Annotated in this window: 17 protein-coding genes; 8 read left to right on the top strand and 9 right to left on the bottom strand. The window is 50.8% G+C overall.

What is annotated here, in order from left to right; translation table 11 throughout:
* Positions 1 to 29: 29 nt before the first annotated feature.
* The 3 genes from proQ (at position 30) to htpX (ending at position 3823) form a co-directional block, all read left to right on the top strand.
* Complete coding sequence (proQ, locus tag V8L73_RS10485; RefSeq protein WP_261830884.1) at positions 30 to 689, top strand: RNA chaperone ProQ; 660 nt, start codon at positions 30 to 32, stop codon at positions 687 to 689.
* Positions 690 to 708: 19 nt separating this feature from the next.
* Entirely contained in the window at positions 709 to 2745 is a 2037-nt protein-coding gene (prc, locus tag V8L73_RS10480; RefSeq protein ID WP_036023059.1) for a carboxy terminal-processing peptidase, read from the top strand.
* 205 nt (positions 2746 to 2950) lie between these two features.
* On the top strand, positions 2951 to 3823 hold the full coding sequence (gene htpX, locus V8L73_RS10475; protein ID WP_347252947.1) for a protease HtpX: 873 nt from the start codon (positions 2951 to 2953) through the stop codon (positions 3821 to 3823).
* Positions 3824 to 3881: 58 nt separating this feature from the next.
* Here htpX and V8L73_RS10470 read toward each other — a convergent pair whose 3' ends face one another.
* From V8L73_RS10470 to purR, 3 genes are all read right to left on the bottom strand, one after another.
* On the bottom strand, positions 3882 to 5705 hold the full coding sequence (locus tag V8L73_RS10470; RefSeq protein WP_347252946.1) for an aryl-sulfate sulfotransferase: 1824 nt from the start codon (positions 5703 to 5705) through the stop codon (positions 3882 to 3884).
* Positions 5706 to 5973: 268 nt separating this feature from the next.
* Positions 5974 to 6417 carry a hypothetical protein gene (locus V8L73_RS10465; RefSeq protein ID WP_051155532.1) on the bottom strand — a complete coding sequence of 148 codons (444 nt, stop codon included), beginning with the start codon at positions 6415 to 6417 and terminating at the stop codon, positions 5974 to 5976.
* A gap of 160 nt (positions 6418 to 6577) precedes the next feature.
* Entirely contained in the window at positions 6578 to 7594 is a 1017-nt protein-coding gene (gene purR / locus V8L73_RS10460; protein WP_347252945.1) for an HTH-type transcriptional repressor PurR, read from the bottom strand.
* Positions 7595 to 7904: 310 nt separating this feature from the next.
* Between purR and V8L73_RS10455 the strand changes: the two genes are divergently transcribed.
* The 5 genes from V8L73_RS10455 (at position 7905) to V8L73_RS10435 (ending at position 12628) form a co-directional block, all read left to right on the top strand.
* Positions 7905 to 7994, top strand: coding sequence for a YnhF family membrane protein (locus tag V8L73_RS10455; RefSeq protein ID WP_134389056.1), 90 nt, complete (start codon positions 7905 to 7907; stop codon positions 7992 to 7994).
* Between the two features lie 178 nt (positions 7995 to 8172).
* Positions 8173 to 8718 (top strand): YniB family protein, encoded by a 546-nt coding sequence (locus tag V8L73_RS10450; protein WP_027273083.1) that lies wholly within the window; start codon positions 8173 to 8175, stop codon positions 8716 to 8718.
* Positions 8719 to 8925: 207 nt separating this feature from the next.
* Positions 8926 to 9381: an IS200/IS605 family transposase gene (gene tnpA, locus V8L73_RS10445; protein ID WP_347252944.1), complete on the top strand. Its 456-nt coding sequence runs from the start codon at positions 8926 to 8928 to the stop codon at positions 9379 to 9381.
* A 239-nt stretch (positions 9382 to 9620) separates the two neighbouring features.
* A complete protein-coding gene (locus tag V8L73_RS10440; protein ID WP_027273084.1) occupies positions 9621 to 10493 on the top strand; it encodes a fructosamine kinase family protein in 873 nt (290 codons plus the stop codon).
* A gap of 923 nt (positions 10494 to 11416) precedes the next feature.
* A complete protein-coding gene (locus tag V8L73_RS10435; RefSeq protein WP_347252943.1) occupies positions 11417 to 12628 on the top strand; it encodes a tyrosine-type recombinase/integrase in 1212 nt (403 codons plus the stop codon).
* Between the two features lie 195 nt (positions 12629 to 12823).
* Here V8L73_RS10435 and V8L73_RS10430 read toward each other — a convergent pair whose 3' ends face one another.
* From V8L73_RS10430 to V8L73_RS10405, 6 genes are all read right to left on the bottom strand, one after another.
* Entirely contained in the window at positions 12824 to 14221 is a 1398-nt protein-coding gene (locus V8L73_RS10430; protein WP_347252942.1) for a DEAD/DEAH box helicase, read from the bottom strand.
* Entirely contained in the window at positions 14208 to 14708 is a 501-nt protein-coding gene (locus tag V8L73_RS10425) for a hypothetical protein (protein WP_347252941.1), read from the bottom strand. Before V8L73_RS10425 ends, V8L73_RS10430 begins: the two co-directional genes overlap by 14 nt.
* A complete protein-coding gene (locus V8L73_RS10420) occupies positions 14608 to 15072 on the bottom strand; it encodes a phosphoadenosine phosphosulfate reductase family protein (RefSeq protein WP_347252940.1) in 465 nt (154 codons plus the stop codon). The genes V8L73_RS10425 and V8L73_RS10420 overlap by 101 nt, the downstream gene beginning before the upstream one ends.
* Positions 15073 to 15108: 36 nt before the next feature.
* Positions 15109 to 16125 carry a DNA cytosine methyltransferase gene (locus V8L73_RS10415; protein ID WP_347252939.1) on the bottom strand — a complete coding sequence of 339 codons (1017 nt, stop codon included), beginning with the start codon at positions 16123 to 16125 and terminating at the stop codon, positions 15109 to 15111.
* A complete protein-coding gene (locus V8L73_RS10410; RefSeq protein ID WP_347252938.1) occupies positions 16098 to 16391 on the bottom strand; it encodes a VRR-NUC domain-containing protein in 294 nt (97 codons plus the stop codon). Before V8L73_RS10410 ends, V8L73_RS10415 begins: the two co-directional genes overlap by 28 nt.
* An 88-nt stretch (positions 16392 to 16479) precedes the next feature.
* Complete coding sequence (locus tag V8L73_RS10405; protein ID WP_347252937.1) at positions 16480 to 16695, bottom strand: ANR family transcriptional regulator; 216 nt, start codon at positions 16693 to 16695, stop codon at positions 16480 to 16482.
* Between the last annotated feature and the right edge of the window lie 35 nt (positions 16696 to 16730).

The following is a 16730-nucleotide window of genomic DNA, read 5'->3' as shown; positions in this document are numbered from 1 at the left end:
GGGCTAGTTTGTTGTCATCAGGAAATTTCATGGAAAATCAACCCAAGTTGAACAGTAGTAAAGAAGTTATTGCCTATCTGGCTGAGAAATTCCCGCGTTGTTTTACGCTTGAAGGTGAGGCTCGGCCGCTTAAGATCGGCATTTTCCAAGACGTGATAGCCCGTCTGCCGGAAGAAACGCTGTTTAGTAAAACCCAACTGCGTACCGCTCTACGCCTGTACACTTCCAGCTGGCGCTATCTACACGGTCTGAAGGCCGACGCTCAGCGCGTCGATCTGGACGGTACGGACTGCGGCGCATTGGAAGCTCAGCACGTGGAGCATGCGCGCAAGCAGCTGGAAGAGGCTAAAGCGCGCGTTCAGGCTCAGCGCGCGGCACAGCGCAAAGAAAAAGAAGGCAAAGAAAAAAGCGATGCTCCGGTACGTCGTTCTCGCCCTGCGGTGAAGAAAGGCGCAGAGGCAAAGCCTGCCGCGCCCCGCGCCCCTCAGCCGAAGGCTCCCGCCAAGCCACAGCCGCGCACAACGCCCGTCGGCGATATCGGTTTATTGAAAATCGGTCAGCCGGTGCAGGTTCTTGCCGGTAAGAGCGCCATGGATGCAACCGTTCTTGAAATCGCGAAAGACGGCGTACGCGTTCAGCTGGCTTCCGGGTTAGCTATGTTAGTTCGCGCCGAACACTTACAGTTCTGAGGTAGAGGTCAGCCAACGCATGAATAACTTAGTCCGACTAACGGCCATTGCAAGCTTATTTCTAGCAGGATTAAGTTATGCGAAAGAGGCGACTTTCCGCATTGAGCAAATTCCGGATCTCCAGCAGGAAGTCCAGCATGCGGCGGTGAGTGAGCGCGTGACCGCTCGTTTTACGCGTTCACACTATCGTCAGTTTACGCTCGACGACGCTTTTTCAGAGAAGATCTTCGATCGCTATCTGAACATGTTGGACTTTAGCCACAACGTGCTTTTGGCATCGGATATTGAAAAGTTTGCCGATAAGAAAAAGTCGCTGGATGACGAGCTGAAGTCGGGCCAGCTTGATACCGCCTATGCGCTTTATAACTATGCTCAGAAACGTCGCCTTGAACGCTTGAATTACGCGCTGTCGCTGCTGGATAAGCCGATGACGTTTGATGGCGATGACGCCATTGAGGTCGATCGCAGCAAGGCTCCGTGGCCTACTAGTGAAGCCGAGCTGGATAAGCTTTGGAACCAAAAGGTCAAATACGACGCGCTGAACCTGACGCTTACCGGCAAAAAATGGCCTGAAATTAAAGAAATTTTGACCAAGCGCTATCAGTCCGCTATTAAGCGGCTGACGCAGGCCAAGAGTGAAGACGTTTTCCAAACCTTCATGAACGCTTTCGCTCGGGAAATCGATCCCCATACCAGCTATCTTTCCCCTCGCAATACGGAACAGTTCAATACAGAGATGAGCCTGTCTCTTGAAGGGATTGGCGCCGTACTGATGATGGAAGACGACTACACCCAGATTAACTCGCTGGTGCCCGGCGGGCCGGCGGCCAAAAGTAAAGCGATTGCCGTTGGCGATAAGATTGTCGGCGTAGGCCAACAGGACAAACCTATTGTTGACGTCATCGGCTGGCGTCTGGACGACGTTGTCGCGCTGATCAAAGGGCCCAAGGGCAGTAAGGTTCGCCTGGAGATTTTACCGGCAGGAAAGGGCGCTAAGACTAAGGTTGTCACTATCACCCGAGAGCGAATTCGTCTTGAAGATCGCGCGGTTAAAATGACGCTGAAAACGGTAGGCAAGAAAAAAGTTGGCGTACTGGATATTCCCGGGTTCTACGTCGGCCTGACTGAAGACGTTAAGACTCAGCTGCAAAAGCTGACGCATCAGAACGTTGACAGCATTATTATCGACCTGCGCGGCAACGGCGGCGGCGCCTTGACTGAAGCGGTTTCTCTTTCCGGGCTGTTCATTCCCAGCGGTCCTGTCGTTCAGGTTCGCGATAATAATGGCAAGGTCCGTGAGGACAGCGATACCGACGGCATCGTTTATTATAAAGGGCCGCTGGTGGTGTTGGTCGATCGCTTCAGCGCTTCCGCGTCGGAAATTTTCGCTGCCGCAATGCAGGACTATGGCCGTGCGCTGATTGTCGGCGAACCGACGTTCGGCAAGGGCACCGTGCAGCAGCATCGCGCGCTGAACCGGATTTACGATCAGATGCTTCGCCCTGACTGGCCGGACCTGGGCTCGGTTCAGTATACGATTCAAAAGTTCTATCGTATTAACGGCGGAAGCACCCAGCGTAAGGGCGTAACGCCAGATATCGTGATGCCCACCGGCGTCGATCCCGCTGAAACCGGGGAGAGCTTCGAAGATAACGCACTGCCGTGGGATAGCGTAGCTAAAGCCGCCTATACGATGCAGGGTAACGAGGCTCAGTATGTACCGACCTTGATTAAGGATCACGATGCGCGCATTGCTACGAATCCCGAGTTCCAGTACATCATGCAGGATCTCGCTCGCTATAAGGCCAATAAGGACAAGCGTGGCTCGATTTCTCTGAATCTGGCCAAGCGTGAGAAGGATAGCGCAGAAGAGGATGCTACTCGCCTGACGCGCATCAACGAACGCCTGACTCACGAAGGCAAGAAAAAGCTGAAGTCGCTGGAAGACCTGCCTAAGGACTATAAAGAGCCCGATCCTTATCTGGATGAGACGGTTCAAATCGCCTTGGATCTGGCGTCACTGGAAAAAGCCAACGCGGCGGCAGTGAAAAAATAGTCCGATCGAGTTATCGGTTATTACAGGCGCCTTCGGGCGCCTTTTTTGTCCCGGCTGTTAAAGCCTGTGATGAAAAATGTAGACTATTGTAAAGTTATGACCGAATTGTTAAGTGGCGCGCGTTGGCGCTTGAAATTTGCTTCAGAGCCCATAAGATCTATGGGTAAGAAACATTTTTTTACTTCTTTGAGGAAGCAATAAACCTATGATGCGTATCGCGCTCTTTTTACTAACAAACCTCGCGGTTATGTTTATTTTCGGCATTATCCTGAGCCTGACGGGCATTCAGGGCCGCAGCGTACAGGGGCTGATGATTATGGCCGGCCTGTTTGGCTTTGGCGGCGCGTTGGTTTCGCTGATGATGTCAAAATGGATGGCGTTGCGCACCGTCGGCGGTCAGGTCATTGACCAGCCGAGCAATGAAGTGGAGCGGTGGCTGGTTGAGACGGTTAGACGCCAGTCTGAGCAGGTCGGCATTGCGATGCCTCAGGTTGCCATTTATCACGCTCCCGACATTAACGCCTTTGCGACCGGCGCGCGCAGAGACGCTTCTCTGGTAGCCGTAAGTTCCGGGCTGCTGCAGAACATGAGCCGGGACGAAGCGGAAGCCGTGCTGGCCCACGAAATTAGCCATATCGCTAACGGTGACATGGTCACAATGACGCTGATTCAGGGCGTTGTGAACACCTTCGTTATATTCGCTTCTCGCCTTATCGCTCAGGTGGCGTCGGGCTTTATGAACCGAGACGGAGAGAGCTCCTCTTCGGGGAATACGATGGTCTACTTCGCCGTTTCCATGGTGCTTGAGCTGGTGTTTGGCATTCTGGCCAGCATCATTACCATGTGGTTCTCTCGCCACCGTGAGTTCAAGGCGGACGCCGGTTCGGCTAACCTGGTTGGCCGCGAGAAGATGATTGCGGCGCTACAGCGGCTAAAGACCAGCTATGAGCCGCAGGAAGAATCCAGCATGATGGCGTTTTGTATTAACGGTAAGGCGAAGACCTTCAGCGAGCTGTTTATGTCCCACCCGCCGTTGGATAAGCGTATTGAGGCCCTGCGGGCCGGTAGTTACAAGTAACGTTGAATAAAAATGGAAAGCCCGAACAGACGTTCGGGCTTTTTTATGCGCTTAGGCTCTATTTGCTAAAGGCTTTTGTCAGGCTAAACGGCATTGCCTGATAGCCCCGCGTTCCGTGTAGCTGAATTTCAACGGAAGGTTCGGTTTCTCCCCACTTGAACTCTTCAATATAGGGATTAGGCAGGCTGGTGAAGGCGCCAACGGCAAGGTCAAACGAGCCGCCAGCGGTTGCCGAGTAGACGAAAACGGAGTTTTTATCCTGCTGGTATTCGGTGATTGAAGTGACGGGGCTGAACCACTCATTGCCGCGTTCTTTACCGTATTCCCACACCTGCTGTACCGTTTTATTCTTTTGGTCAATCTTATAAATGACCGCTCGGCTGTACTTCATGCTGGGCATCGCAGGCTGTTCCATGCCGCGTCCGTCACCGTTGTCAAAGGCGGAAACGTAGATGGAGTCGCCTTTACTCATGCTGTCGATTTTAAAGGCCGTATGCTGAGTCCAGGTCCAGTCGAAGCCGCCTTCACAGACGCTGTTTTCACATTTGATTTTCTGCCCCTTGGCGTCAACGGGGGTCAACACGGCTGAATCAAAGGGCGCTTTCCATCCTTCGGGCGCGCTGAGGATCCATTTCACCTTCTTGTCGCGGCCAATCTTTATAATGGCGCTCTGGTGGCGGGAGCTAATGATAATGGAGTCGTCTTCGCTGTCATAGTCAACGCTGTTGACGTGAGCCCAGTTGCGGCCCGGCCCGCTGCCGACAATATCACCGAACTTGTCAGAGGAGTCCAATGCGGCCAGATCTTCCGCGCTTAAGGTATGGCCGGCCTGGCTTGCATCGATATTCAGGCAAACGGCGCCCTGATCGAGGGTTTTCATCACAACGTCGCGATAGGGGTCAAGGATGTCAAACAGCCGCCATTCGTCCACCACTACGCCGTTTTGATCGACTTCGGCAATCACGTCGCGCACGGTGCGAACGTTCTTACCGTCGGCGCGCTTATGGTTGGAGCTGGCTACGCGCAGGAAGTAATGGCCGTTGGCGGCGTTATCCATCGAGTGGGAGAAGTCGTTGTAGTTGTCGGGCAACCGGCGATTAAAGATTTCTCTTCCCATGATGTCATACTTCACGTAGCGCTGGCCGTAGCCCCAGCTTAGCGCACCGTCGTCGTTTTGCTTAAAGCCCATCATTACGCCGGCTTTATAGATAGATTTCAGATCGTAAATAGGATTGGCGAACATATACCAGCGGATATCGCCGGAAGTGTCGATAATGGCGTTGACAGGGTAGAAATTCCACTCAAGCGCGCCGCCAACGGGGTTATTCCATACGGTGCGGGTGCCGTTTCCTGACTTGTCCTGTAGATTGTTGAGCAGATAGAGTCGGTCTTTAAATTCAGGGGCGACTTTTTTAACGTTTACGGTGAAAAATGAAGCCTGTTCCTCTTTGGTTCCAGCTGATTCCGTATAGGCAGGAGGAGCATAGACGGTGTAGCTTTCTTTAATTTTTTCACTTTTTTCGCCGTAGAGGCGGATATATTCAACTTCAATCGTGTTGACGTAATCGGGATAAAGGCCGAAAACGGGGATCCCACCGTAGGTCAGAAGGTATTTATTGTTTACCTGATATTTGATTTCCTGACCGTTCGCCTTAGGCACAATACGAACCGATGCGTCTCTTAGTACGTAACCGCCGTTGCGGATAATTGCCGTCAGTGGCGCAATATCGTATGGGTTCATGACGACTTCGCCTATTTGACCTTGAACCTGATAGTCCAGCTTTGCTCCGCTCGCTCCACCAATAGCCAGTGCCGTAGAGGGCAAAGCTGATAATAAAGCTGCCGACAGCGCAAGGGAGGTTAACGCATATTTAAATTTCATAACATTCTCCAGTTACTTGAACGTAAATCCGTCTTATCTATTCAATCTTTCTCAAGATATTTGAGTGACTCTTTGTAATTGGTTGTTGCTGGATGTTTTTAAATATGAAAATAATAATATTTGGTTACAATTGACTTGAATATAATTACTTTTGACAATAAAGAGAATCGCCAATTTGCGAATAATGATTTTTCGAAAATCGAAATATAGGGATGAAAAACAAAGAGAAGGCCTCGTAGAATGGAGGCCTTGGGGATGAAGAGATAAATCAATTAACCGCGTATACGTCGCCGTCGCGAAACTCCAGCTTAATCAGACGTGAACGCTCAAGCTCAAGGCGATGGGCTCCTTTGCTTTTATAGTTGGCGAACAGAAATACGTTATCTGCGGGTTTACCGTAAAGGGGAACGTTTCTAAGCGTTACCGACGTTCCGGGCCGAACAACGATTGGCCAGACGATGAGTCCCTTGGCGTTTTTTTTCAGAAGGTCGCTTTTTTCTTTAAACCATTGTTCAGACGTATAGTGTTCCAATTGAGCGGTTAACCTGCCACCTTCAACGGCAACAAAGTCGACAAGGATTGGCTCTCCTTCGTTAGCTTTGGGAGTAACGCTGTATTCCAGATTATTCATCCGAACGCCGGGCAACAGAGAACAGCCCGTCATCAGCGCGACGAATAAACTAATGGTTGCTGTACGCTTAACTAACCTCATAGGACTATCACCGTGTTGGCATCGGCGGCGCTTTAGCGCCTGTTATTACATCCGATGCGGTAAAAGGGCGTCCTGAACCTGACTGCTTCTCAGGTTTAACTATAGGAAGAGAATGGCGGAGGGGCAAACGAAAAGCCCGCCAGAGAGGCGGGCCTGCGGACTATTTCTTCAGATAGGGACCATCGGCAACGGAATTGCGCTCAACCAGCTCGGGGTGCAGTTCAATCGAGTGGTAGGTTTCGCGCTTGTTGATTATGCGATCGAGCAGCATGTCCAGCGCCATCTCCGCCAGGTTTTCTTTTGGCTGTTGAATCGTCGTCAAGGGCGGGTTGTAAAAACGCGTATTGCGAATGTCGTCGTAACCGATGACGGAGATATCGTCGGGAACCCGTAACCCCATTTCGCCAGCGGCGCACAGCGCACCCATGGCGATGACGTCTCCACCGCAAAATAGCGCCGTTGGGCGCTTTTGGGCTTTTAACAGCTTCATCATACCGTCATACCCTTCCTGCGGCTGGAAGTCCGCCTCAACAATCCACTCATCGGGGATGTCGATGTTGGCCTCTTTCAGCGCGTGCAGGAAACCGCTATGTCGCTCCCGTCCGGTAAATTCATTTAGCTGGCCGGTAATGGTGGCGATATCTCGATGGCCTCGGTCTATCAAATAGCGTGCGGCCAGATACCCGCCGTGGAAGCCGTTATCTTCGATATTGTCGGTAAAGTCGCTGTGTTTACCCCAGTCCATCACCATCATGGGAATATGCTGATAGTCGTTTAGTAGTTCAAGCAGGGGGGGATGATACTCAGAACACATTACTAAAAGGCCGTCTACGCGCTTTTGCGCCAGCATGGCCAGATAGGCCTGCTGTTTTTCAAGATCGTTTTGAGTATTGCAAAGGATAAGCGTATAGCCCTTTTTATAACAGGCCGACTCTACGGCCTGAATGACTTCGGCGAAGTAGGGCGAACCGCTGCTGGTCGCCAACAGCCCCAGCGTTTTAGTACTGTTAACCTTCAGGCTGCGGGCGACGGCGCTGGGCGAATAGCTGAGTTCTTTTATGGCGGCCCAGACGGCAGTTTTAGTATCTTCCGCAACAAAACGGGTTTTATTGATGACGTGGGATACCGTCGTCGTTGAAACGCCGGCGCGTTTCGCTACGTCTTTAATGGTTGCCATAAAAGCGGGTTCTCCTGTGCCTATACCGTTCGTTGCTCAGATGACAGTGTAAGCGGGTAAGTTAACGTTTGCCTTTTCAATTACACATTAAAAGCAAAACGGTGTAGAATTTGTATCATACGCACTGGCGCTAACTTACGTTATCGTTATCAGTGATGCTTGGCGATGAATTTTGGCGCATTTAATTCAAAAGTAAAAGGGCTGTAGCGGAAAGAACGCAACGTTTTTTGCGGTTTTCGCACCTTTAGCCGAAATAGGGCTGATAAACTCACGTTAACATTACCCCCAATTAGTAAAAAAGGAGTCCAAGATGTCTGCTGAATTAAAGTGGTCTTTAAGCACGGTCGTTTTTGCTTTGTTCGTTATCGTGACTTACAGCCTGATTGCCGTTACGCACTAATCGTTTTTAAATACCCGACAGCGCCGATGTCGGGTATTGTTTTTAATGACGTCAAAGCGCAGCGATGGAACGTCGCGTTTTCAGGTTAGCGGTTTGTCGGTGAGTGAGAATGTTCCCTTGTGGAACATATTTTTTTGAAATCAATAGAGTAAAATCGGTGTTTCAACATGGAGGCAGAATGACTCACCATAAGGCTAGAGCGTTGGCTTTAGTGAAGCGGATCGTCGGGATTGTTATTTTTATACCTGCGCTGATTTCGACGGTGATATCCGTACTTAAGTACCTGGTAGCGCCTAAAAGCCAGATGCAGGAAATGACGGCGACTATCATGGATTTCTTGCAGGTGATGTTCAACATCGTGCGCCAATATACTTCTTTTCTTGAGTACTTTTGGACTAACTCGCCGGTGCCGAATATTCAAAACTGGACTGCATCCAACACCGTTTGGTTTATCGTTATCTTTTTGCTGATTTTCGTTGGGCTAGCGCTCTCTGCCTCCGGCGCAAGGTTAGCCAAGCGAGTTTATAACGTGCAGGAAGGCGTGACGGAGCGAGCGATCCTTGAAGCAATGAACGGTGAACAGGCCCGTTCAAAGCAGGAGCTGCAGAAGCTGATTTCGATTCCAAACACCTCCATTTTTGCGCAGATAACCGAGCTTTACGTGGCGCCGGTGCTGTGGGGCGCATTCATCTATGTGATTTTACGGCTCATCAATATGCTTTAGTTTTTCCGTACTTTATACGCATTGAGAACCGACGTTTATCGTCGGTTTCTTATTATGGCTTTAGCCAGTTTAAGTCGCGTTAGCGTCTTAAACATAAAACCACCTGCTTTGCGGGTGGGATCAAAGGGTTATACCAAGAAAAACACCTTTCCGTTACGATATAGATGTTCAAGCTAATAACCGTAACTAAAATGAGGAAAGGTGTTTATGGGCATTAAAGCACAAAGCTCAGCGCATACAAAGTGGCTGTGCAAATACCATATCGTCTTTTCGCCGAAGTTCAGACGGAAAGTGATTTTCAATAGTATACGTTCAAGCGTAGGTGAGATATTACGAGACCTTTGTAAGTATAAAGGAGTGGAAATAATAGAAGGTCACCTGATGCCGGATCATGTTCATATGTTGGTAAGTATTCCTCCGAAGTTGAGTGTTTCAAGCTTTATGGGGTATCTGAAAGGGAAAAGTTCGCTGATGATTTTTGATAGACATGCCAATCTAAAATATAAGTTTGGCAACAGAAAATTTTGGAGCGAAGGCTTCTATGTAAGTACGGTAGGGCTAAATGAAGCGACAATCCAAAAATATATCAGAGAACAAGAGAAATCAGATTTAGTCTCAGACAAATTGAGCAGCAAAGAGTATACAGACCCCTTCAAGGGGTAAGCCAAAGTAGCAAAGACACTTAGCTTGAACGAAGAGAAAGCGGCGTCATTTAGGCGCAGTCGGTAACAAGCCCTTATAGGGCAAGAGCAAACCACCCGCTATGCGGGTGGTTATGATTATCTGGCGCTATATGCCGCGCAGGCCGCATGTTTAGCGCAAAGCTGTGCTTTAGATCGACGTTTCGCTATAGTCAAAAGGTTAACCTGAAACCGTCTTGATAATAACCTTGAGGTGATGTCATGTGGCAATCCGTCGGTCGTTTATTGAGTGAGTATCTGGGCGAGACTTATACAATTATCGAAAAGGAGGAGTTGCCGGGAGGGGATATCCACCACGCACGCAGGGTCAGTAACGGCGTAACTGAGGTTTTTGTTAAGTACGATACGCGCGATATTTTGCCTATTTTCACCGCCGAATCAGACCAGCTGGCGGCCTTGGCGAAGAGCGGAACGGTCCGCGTACCGAAAGTTTACGGCGTGGGTTACGACAGGGACTATAGCTTTCTTCTTTTGGAATACCTGCCGCTTAAGCCGCTGGATGCCCACTATGCATACTGCCTGGGCCAGCAGCTGGCCAGGCTGCACCAGTGGAGCGAACAGCCCCAGTTCGGCTTTGATTTTGACAGCGATTTGGCGACCACCCCTCAGCCTAACCGCTGGCAGCGCCACTGGAACGCGTTCTTTGCCGAACAGCGCATTGGCTGGCAGCTTCAACTGGCAAATGAGAAAGGGTATAACTTCGGCGATATAGACAAGATTATCGCTATCGTTAGCCAACGCCTGAAAGGGCATCATCCTCAGCCTTCACTGCTGCATGGCGATCTCTGGCCGGCCAACTGTGGCGTGAGCGCTGCCGGTTCGGTTATTTTCGATCCAGCCTGCTACTGGGGGGATAGAGAATGCGATCTTGCCATGCTGCCTCTCTACCCTGAACTTCCTCCCCAAATCTATGACGGCTATCAGAGCGTTTGGCCGCTGCCGACCGACTTTGTCGACAGGCAGCCGCTGTATCAACTTTACTACCTGCTTAACCGCGCCAACCTGTTTGGTAAGGAGAACGTTGACGAGGCTGAGCGTGCCGTTGAAGCGCTGTTTGGCGACGAGAGATTCTAATTGAGCCACCGTTGTCTGTGTTGGACGGCGCGGCCTTCTGCTGCGCCGTTTTCGTTTTCTTTTTTGTCTGACGCAGAGTAAGAAATAAATAAATGAGCGCTTGTATTTCTTAGTATTGGTTTAAATATTAAATAAATGACTAATGTTATTTATTATCCATTCGTGTAGCTTGGCTCCCGCTTAATTAAGTAACTATTTGATTGTTTAAATAATTATGGGAGATCTTCAATGAGAGAATTAACGCTAACCGAAATGGAAGCTGTGGACGGTGGTTTTGGGCTACTTGCCGTTGCGGGGGGAATTGGACTGGCCGTTTCTATACCGACAATTGTGCTAGGGGCGATCGCGGGAGTACCTACTTTAGGCCTGGGTTTTGTGGTTATGGCTGCGGGTATCGTGGGTACATCTCTATCTGGGGCTGCAATAATTACAAGCATGGTTATATAAAGCGGCTAATTTCTATGGAGAGCGAAAATGCGCTCTCCATATGGCTTCATCTGGTTTAGTTATTCTTATATTGATCTACCTCATCCAGCCCTCGTTGCAGCCGTAGCCGCCATATTAACGCCCTGAACTTAATGCAAAGTCATTGCTTTTGGTTTAACATAGCCGATCGGAAGATGCGCTAAGGTTCGATTAGCGCTTTTTTTCATTCGGATATCAGGCCGTGCGCCAATTTGATAATGTTGATCAGATGGCATCGCGGCCTCTTGTATTTTAATTGAACATATCGTTTACACGTGATCTGTCGTGTAGGCTTTCTACTCCCTTTCAATTCGTTTCGGTTAATGCCAATTCTTCCCGCTATCCCACGTTATCTCTAAGTTTTATGAAATAGCCCGTTTCAATTTATTTCGCTTTATTCCTCCTCGTGTCGTAAAATTTGTGTACCAAACTGTGTACCAAATTCCGGTTGACTCACTATGCCTCTGAATGACACCAAACTGAGAAAGATCCACGGTAAACCATATGACGGGCCCGCCGAATTACCCGACGGCGGCGGCCTGTCCGCCAGAATTAGCCCCAAAGGGAGGATTACTTTCCAGTATCGATATCGCTTCAACCACAAGCCATTAAGGTTAAAGCTGGGGAACTATGGCTCTATGTCGATTAAAGACGCCAGAGAGGCGATGCAAGAGTGTAAGGCGTGGCTCGCGGAGGGAAAGGACCCGGCAATACAGCGAATAATGAAGAAGGAAAAGGTCACCGGAGCTGCCACAATAAACGATATTGTCACGGAGTGGCTGAACAGTCCTGCGGCCATGGTGCTTGTTAAGTACGAATACTGGCAGCGAATGCTCGCGCTCCACGTCACTGATAAATACGGTCGGCTTACCGTTAATGACATGGACCCCACTGATTGGGAGAAGATATTTAGAGGGATCAGCGATGGTGGCTCCCCCGTTCAGGCTGGCAGCGTCTTGGTAAAAATGAAACAGATAGTGCGCTACGCGCTTAGACGCAAACGAGTTTTATCTAACTCGATAATGCTGATTGAGCTTAATGACGTCGGTAAACGCCCGGAAGATGGCGAGCGGCATCTTGACGACCATGAAGTTGGCTTATTTTGGCGGGCCGTTGATGAAACAAAGATGAGTCTACAGAATAAGATATTTATTCGTTTAGTGTTGCTAACAGGGTGTCGGGGGATTGAATTGAGGTTGGCGAAAAAGGCCGATTTCGACCTTGATCGCCGGGTTTGGCATATTAGGAAGGAGATATCAAAGACAAGGAAGAGGTTTATTCGCGGGCTATCCGTAGAAGCGGTCAACCTCTTGCGCCTTGCTTTCTCTCTGTATGGGGATATGGAGGTCGTATTCCCCCCTGCGAAACTTCACAAGGATCGCCCTATGGCCGCCGGCGTTCTAATTTCGATGGCGGAGCAGGTGGGGGAATTGATGGGGGGAGATACCTGGACGATGCACGATTTGAGGCGGACATGTAAAACTCAGATGGCTAAACTGGGCGTCGCGCCACACGTATCCGAAAAGATATTAGGACATAAACTCACAGGCATGCTGGCTGTGTATGACCAGCATGACTACGTGGAAGAGCAGCAGAAGGCGGCGGATTTATGGGCTGGACATGTTCAGGCTTGTGCATCCGCAATTAACCCTCGTTCTTTGCAAAATTGAATAACTTCAGGATACCGGAATAGGGCGCCACCTTTTGGCGGATGCAATTCGGTTATTTCTTTTGGGAACGGAGTCCCGTTCTGTTCCCATATTTTACGTTTTCTATAAAACGTCGTTCTTGATATCCCGCCTAGCAATCTTTGAACTTCTTCCCTGTTAATCAATACAGGAGGGGTTGATACAGTCACGTTCATATTAGAAACCTCGCTTTTTCATGGCATCGAGCAGGATGTCCTGCACTGTTCGTTTTGAGTTACGCTGTTCCATTACCTGTTCGTCCATGGTGCCAACGGCAATAATGTGGTGAATGAACACCGGGCGGTTGTGGCCAGCTTGGATCTGCCGGGTTGGCCCGATGCGTTCGATAATTTGTTGGTACTGTTCGAGATCCCACCAGTGCGAGAAAAACACCAATATGTTGCCGCCGTCCTGCATGTTCAGGCCGTGGCCGGCACTGGCAGGGTGAGCGAATAGGACAGGGATTTTCCCGGCGTTCCAGTCGCGTAATGTCTGCGGATCCTGATCAAGGTGACGACCGCGGGGGAACGCTTTGAGCAAACGCTCAAGGTCGTGTTTCCAGTGGTAGGCGACAAGTACCGGTGCGCCAGCTGCTTCGGTCAGTATGCTGTCCAGCGCCTGCAGCTTCGCGTCGTGCAGTTCTGACCAGTTCCCCGCGTCATCGGTGTATATCGCGCCACTGGCGATTTGCAGGCACTTAACCGTCTTTGCTGCGGCGTTCGGCGCTTCGATGTCCTCACCATTGAGTTCGAGGAACATCTCCTTTTCCATTTCGCGATACTGCTGTCGGGCCTTCGGTGGCATGTCCACGCAGATCACGTTATGGATGGGCTCGTTTATATCGAACCAGTCAGCAGCGTTCAGCGAGATAGTGACGTCGGCCAGCGCGCGCTGTATCTCGTCCTGCGAGTGGGCGAACGGTTCCAGTTTCGTCCAGCTCTGGCCGGGGAACTGTATAGAGTTGAACCAGCGGGAGGTAAACGCGCCGTAGGTACGCCCGAGGCGCTGCCCTTGGTCAACAAACCACGCTTGTCCCCACAGGTCCACTAGGCCATTCGGCGCCGGTGTTCCGGTGAGGTTTACCCAGCGGCGTACGTGCTTATGGGCTACTTTGCCGAGTGCTGACGCGCGCTTCCCTCCACCACGTAGCCGGAAGGATTTCAGCCGGGTGCTTTCGTCCGCGATCACGGTACCGAAGGGCCAGCGGCCGCCGAGCTCTTCCACCAGCCAGACGAGATTGTCATAGTTGATGGTGAACACGCTTGCGTTGCTGTTCGCCAGCGCCGCCGCGCGCGCTTTGGCGGTACCGACAATCGGCTGCACTTCAATATTGCGCAGGTGTCCCCACTTCACAGCTTCGTCCGGCCATGTGCTGGCAGCAACGCGCAAAGGAGCGAGTACAATCGCCGGTTGGGTTTCGGCGCCGGCGGTAAAGAGGTCTTCAAGTCCGGTAAGTGTCGCTACCGTTTTGCCCATACCCATCCCGGCCCAGACGTTACTGCGAAGAATGTCGATTTCATGGTTGATAATTAGGTCTTGATAAGGGCGAGGCGTGAAAATTTTAGATGAGGTCATATCCTTCCTCGTACCACCAAGCGGGTTTTGTAGCATTGGATAAGAAAAAGGCCGCTTTCTGGGCGGCCCTCTGTGGGTTCTGTGATGGCATCCTGGCGGCTAACGATTCTCGCGTATCCCCGGAAAACATGGCTATCACCTCCTCAAAAGTATTCTTCCCGCGATACATAACCAAGTCAGTGCCGCACCTGTTTGGCATTTTTCGTACATAATCGGCGGTTAAAATATCGTTGAACTGCCTGGCTAATTCCGGCTCGTCTTTCGCGGCCAGTGCTATTTTCTGAATAGACTTTTTTATACAGAAAACGCAGTTGCCCAGATGCTCGGGGATCTGCAGGTCGAAAGGTTGTTCGCTCCACCAGTCGATGACACCCTGCTTGCTGATATCAGATATATCCGCCAGGTAACTGGTGCGTGCTCTCGGCGTCAGGCGCTTCGGCTCGTCGCCGCGGATACCAATCCATGTTTGGTATTTTTTTTTTTCCAATGTACTCGTCGCAATACTTCTTGAACGGTCCCAGTTTCATACGGTCAGTACAGAACTCACCACCAATATACGGGGTACCATACTTTTTCAGCATGTCGATCCAAGGTGCTAGACCAGGACCAATTTCATCAAGGCCAATAATACGGTACCCGTTTGCTTTTCCCAGTTCTGGATTGACCACAACACGCAGACAAACCAGCTCAATACCCCAGTGTTGTACTGCATCGCGAATGAATTGGTACGTTGCGGGGTGTTCCGCGCCGGTGTCCATGAATACGAAGCGAGTATCAGGATCCCGCTGACGCATAAGATGCGCGAGGTACGCAGATGTTCTGCCACCTGAAAAGCTGACGACGTTAATCATAGGGAAGACTCAAAAAGAAAAGATACGTATGTTGGGCTAAATCAAGTCATGGCCCGCACATTCCGTAAATGCTCGAATAAAAGCAGCAGCAGCAGGTGCAACTATCGCGTTCCCGTAGGCGCGCACGCGTCCCACTCGGGAGGTAATCCCATGAGCCAACGGGAATGCGCCGGATTCAACTGGCCGCCACTTTCCATCCCGGCAGAACAACCAGTCAGCATTTGACCAGATGGTGTCAGCCGGATCGGGCCCGCCAACCATACCTGTCGACCCAAAAGTGAATTGATTGGGACCTTGGGGCATTCGGCCCCGCCTTTGTAGTCGCGGGTTGTCGGCGTCGACCAACCCGCAAGTTTTGCCTGACCATGAGGTGTGCTGAGTCCGCGTTTCGTCTCCGGTTGATTGAATGTGTTGCATGTCGGCGTGTTCCAGCCCGCTAGATGCGCAAAGTCTCGAAGGGAACTTTGCAACGTGTTGCCGGACGGACGCTTCTCTCCAAGTATTTTCCTTAATGCTATTGATACGCTTCCGCCACCAAGTGGATCGCTCGCTGCTGGCGTCGGCCACCCAATAAGCTCTGTCTCTGATGTGCGGGGCGCCGACGCCCGCAGCCGGAAACGGGACAAGCCCAAAGGCGTAGTCCACTGCTTCCACGTCAGTTTGTACAAGGTCGAACCAGGCATTGACTCCCGCAACTTGTTCGCCAAATACCAACTTAGGGCGTCGCTCGCGGATGAGGTGGAATAGTGCTGGCCATAGGTGCCGCTCGTCATTAAACCCAGCGCCTTTACCAGCCGAGCTGAAAGGCTGGCATGGGCAACTTCCTGTCCAAACCGGTTTGTTATCCGGCCATCCGGCCAGACGCAAAGCATATGACCAGACGCCGATCCCGGCGAAGAAATGGCATTGTGTAAATCCGCGCAAGTCGTCTGGTGCGACATCTTCGATACTCCTCTCGTCAACTTCACCCGGGGCGATATGACCTGCAGCAATAAGGTTACGCAGCCATTTTGCCGCGTTAGGGTCTATTTCGTTGTAATAGGCTCCTCGCACAATATCCCCTCCAGATTTTTGCTATCCAGTACCACCACGGTAAAACCCAACGTGCGCAGCCGTTCGTGCTCGCGCAGCTGGTCGGCGCGTGGCTGTTTACCTGGCGCTTTACATTCAACGAAAACAAGGCGGCCGCCGGGGAGCAGGACAATGCGATCCGGTACCGAACGGCGGCCAGGCGAGACGAACTTATAAGCCACCCCGCCAGCCTTTTTCACTTCAGCAACTAAGTGTTTTTCGATAGGACTTTCACGTTCGTAGGACATCTTTAGAGACCCTCTGCAACTTCAGTAAGCAACTGGCAAAGCGTGATAAGAACTAAAGTGATAATAACGACCCTCATTGGGGGTAAATTCATTCACTTAACTCCTTTAGTTTTTCTCGTCCAATTTGCATTAAGCAGAAATCAGCGCGGTTTTCGCACCATCCACGGTTACTGGCGTTGCGAGCTTCTTTGCCCGCTTTACGCCATACCTTTGCAGCACGGCGATAATCCCCTTCGCGTTCGATTTGCGCGGCTTCTCGTGCAACCCGGTAATAAACTGGGTTGTCCAGATATTTAAATGACATAGTTTTAGATTCCGTGGTTGATATGGAAACATTCG

The organism is Leminorella grimontii, from assembly GCF_039789245.1.
GTDB classification, from domain to species: Bacteria; Pseudomonadota; Gammaproteobacteria; order Enterobacterales; family Enterobacteriaceae; genus Leminorella; species Leminorella grimontii.
This window is presented reverse-complemented; position numbering and strand designations above follow the sequence as displayed.

Excerpts from the sequence above, each read along its gene's own strand:
- proQ (WP_261830884.1), top strand. The coding sequence starts at position 30 with ATGGAAAATCAACCCAAGTTGAACAGTAGTAAAGAAGTTATTGCCTAT.
- prc (WP_036023059.1), top strand. The coding sequence starts at position 709 with ATGAATAACTTAGTCCGACTAACGGCCATTGCAAGCTTATTTCTAGCA.
- htpX (WP_347252947.1), top strand. The coding sequence starts at position 2,951 with ATGATGCGTATCGCGCTCTTTTTACTAACAAACCTCGCGGTTATGTTT.
- V8L73_RS10470 (WP_347252946.1), bottom strand. The coding sequence starts at position 5,705 with ATGAAATTTAAATATGCGTTAACCTCCCTTGCGCTGTCGGCAGCTTTA.
- V8L73_RS10465 (WP_051155532.1), bottom strand. The coding sequence starts at position 6,417 with ATGAGGTTAGTTAAGCGTACAGCAACCATTAGTTTATTCGTCGCGCTG.
- purR (WP_347252945.1), bottom strand. The coding sequence starts at position 7,594 with ATGGCAACCATTAAAGACGTAGCGAAACGCGCCGGCGTTTCAACGACG.
- V8L73_RS10455 (WP_134389056.1), top strand. The coding sequence starts at position 7,905 with ATGTCTGCTGAATTAAAGTGGTCTTTAAGCACGGTCGTTTTTGCTTTG.
- V8L73_RS10450 (WP_027273083.1), top strand. The coding sequence starts at position 8,173 with ATGACTCACCATAAGGCTAGAGCGTTGGCTTTAGTGAAGCGGATCGTC.
- tnpA (WP_347252944.1), top strand. The coding sequence starts at position 8,926 with ATGGGCATTAAAGCACAAAGCTCAGCGCATACAAAGTGGCTGTGCAAA.
- V8L73_RS10440 (WP_027273084.1), top strand. The coding sequence starts at position 9,621 with ATGTGGCAATCCGTCGGTCGTTTATTGAGTGAGTATCTGGGCGAGACT.
- V8L73_RS10435 (WP_347252943.1), top strand. The coding sequence starts at position 11,417 with ATGCCTCTGAATGACACCAAACTGAGAAAGATCCACGGTAAACCATAT.
- V8L73_RS10430 (WP_347252942.1), bottom strand. The coding sequence starts at position 14,221 with ATGACCTCATCTAAAATTTTCACGCCTCGCCCTTATCAAGACCTAATT.
- V8L73_RS10420 (WP_347252940.1), bottom strand. The coding sequence starts at position 15,072 with ATGATTAACGTCGTCAGCTTTTCAGGTGGCAGAACATCTGCGTACCTC.
- V8L73_RS10410 (WP_347252938.1), bottom strand. The coding sequence starts at position 16,391 with ATGTCCTACGAACGTGAAAGTCCTATCGAAAAACACTTAGTTGCTGAA.
- V8L73_RS10405 (WP_347252937.1), bottom strand. The coding sequence starts at position 16,695 with ATGTCATTTAAATATCTGGACAACCCAGTTTATTACCGGGTTGCACGA.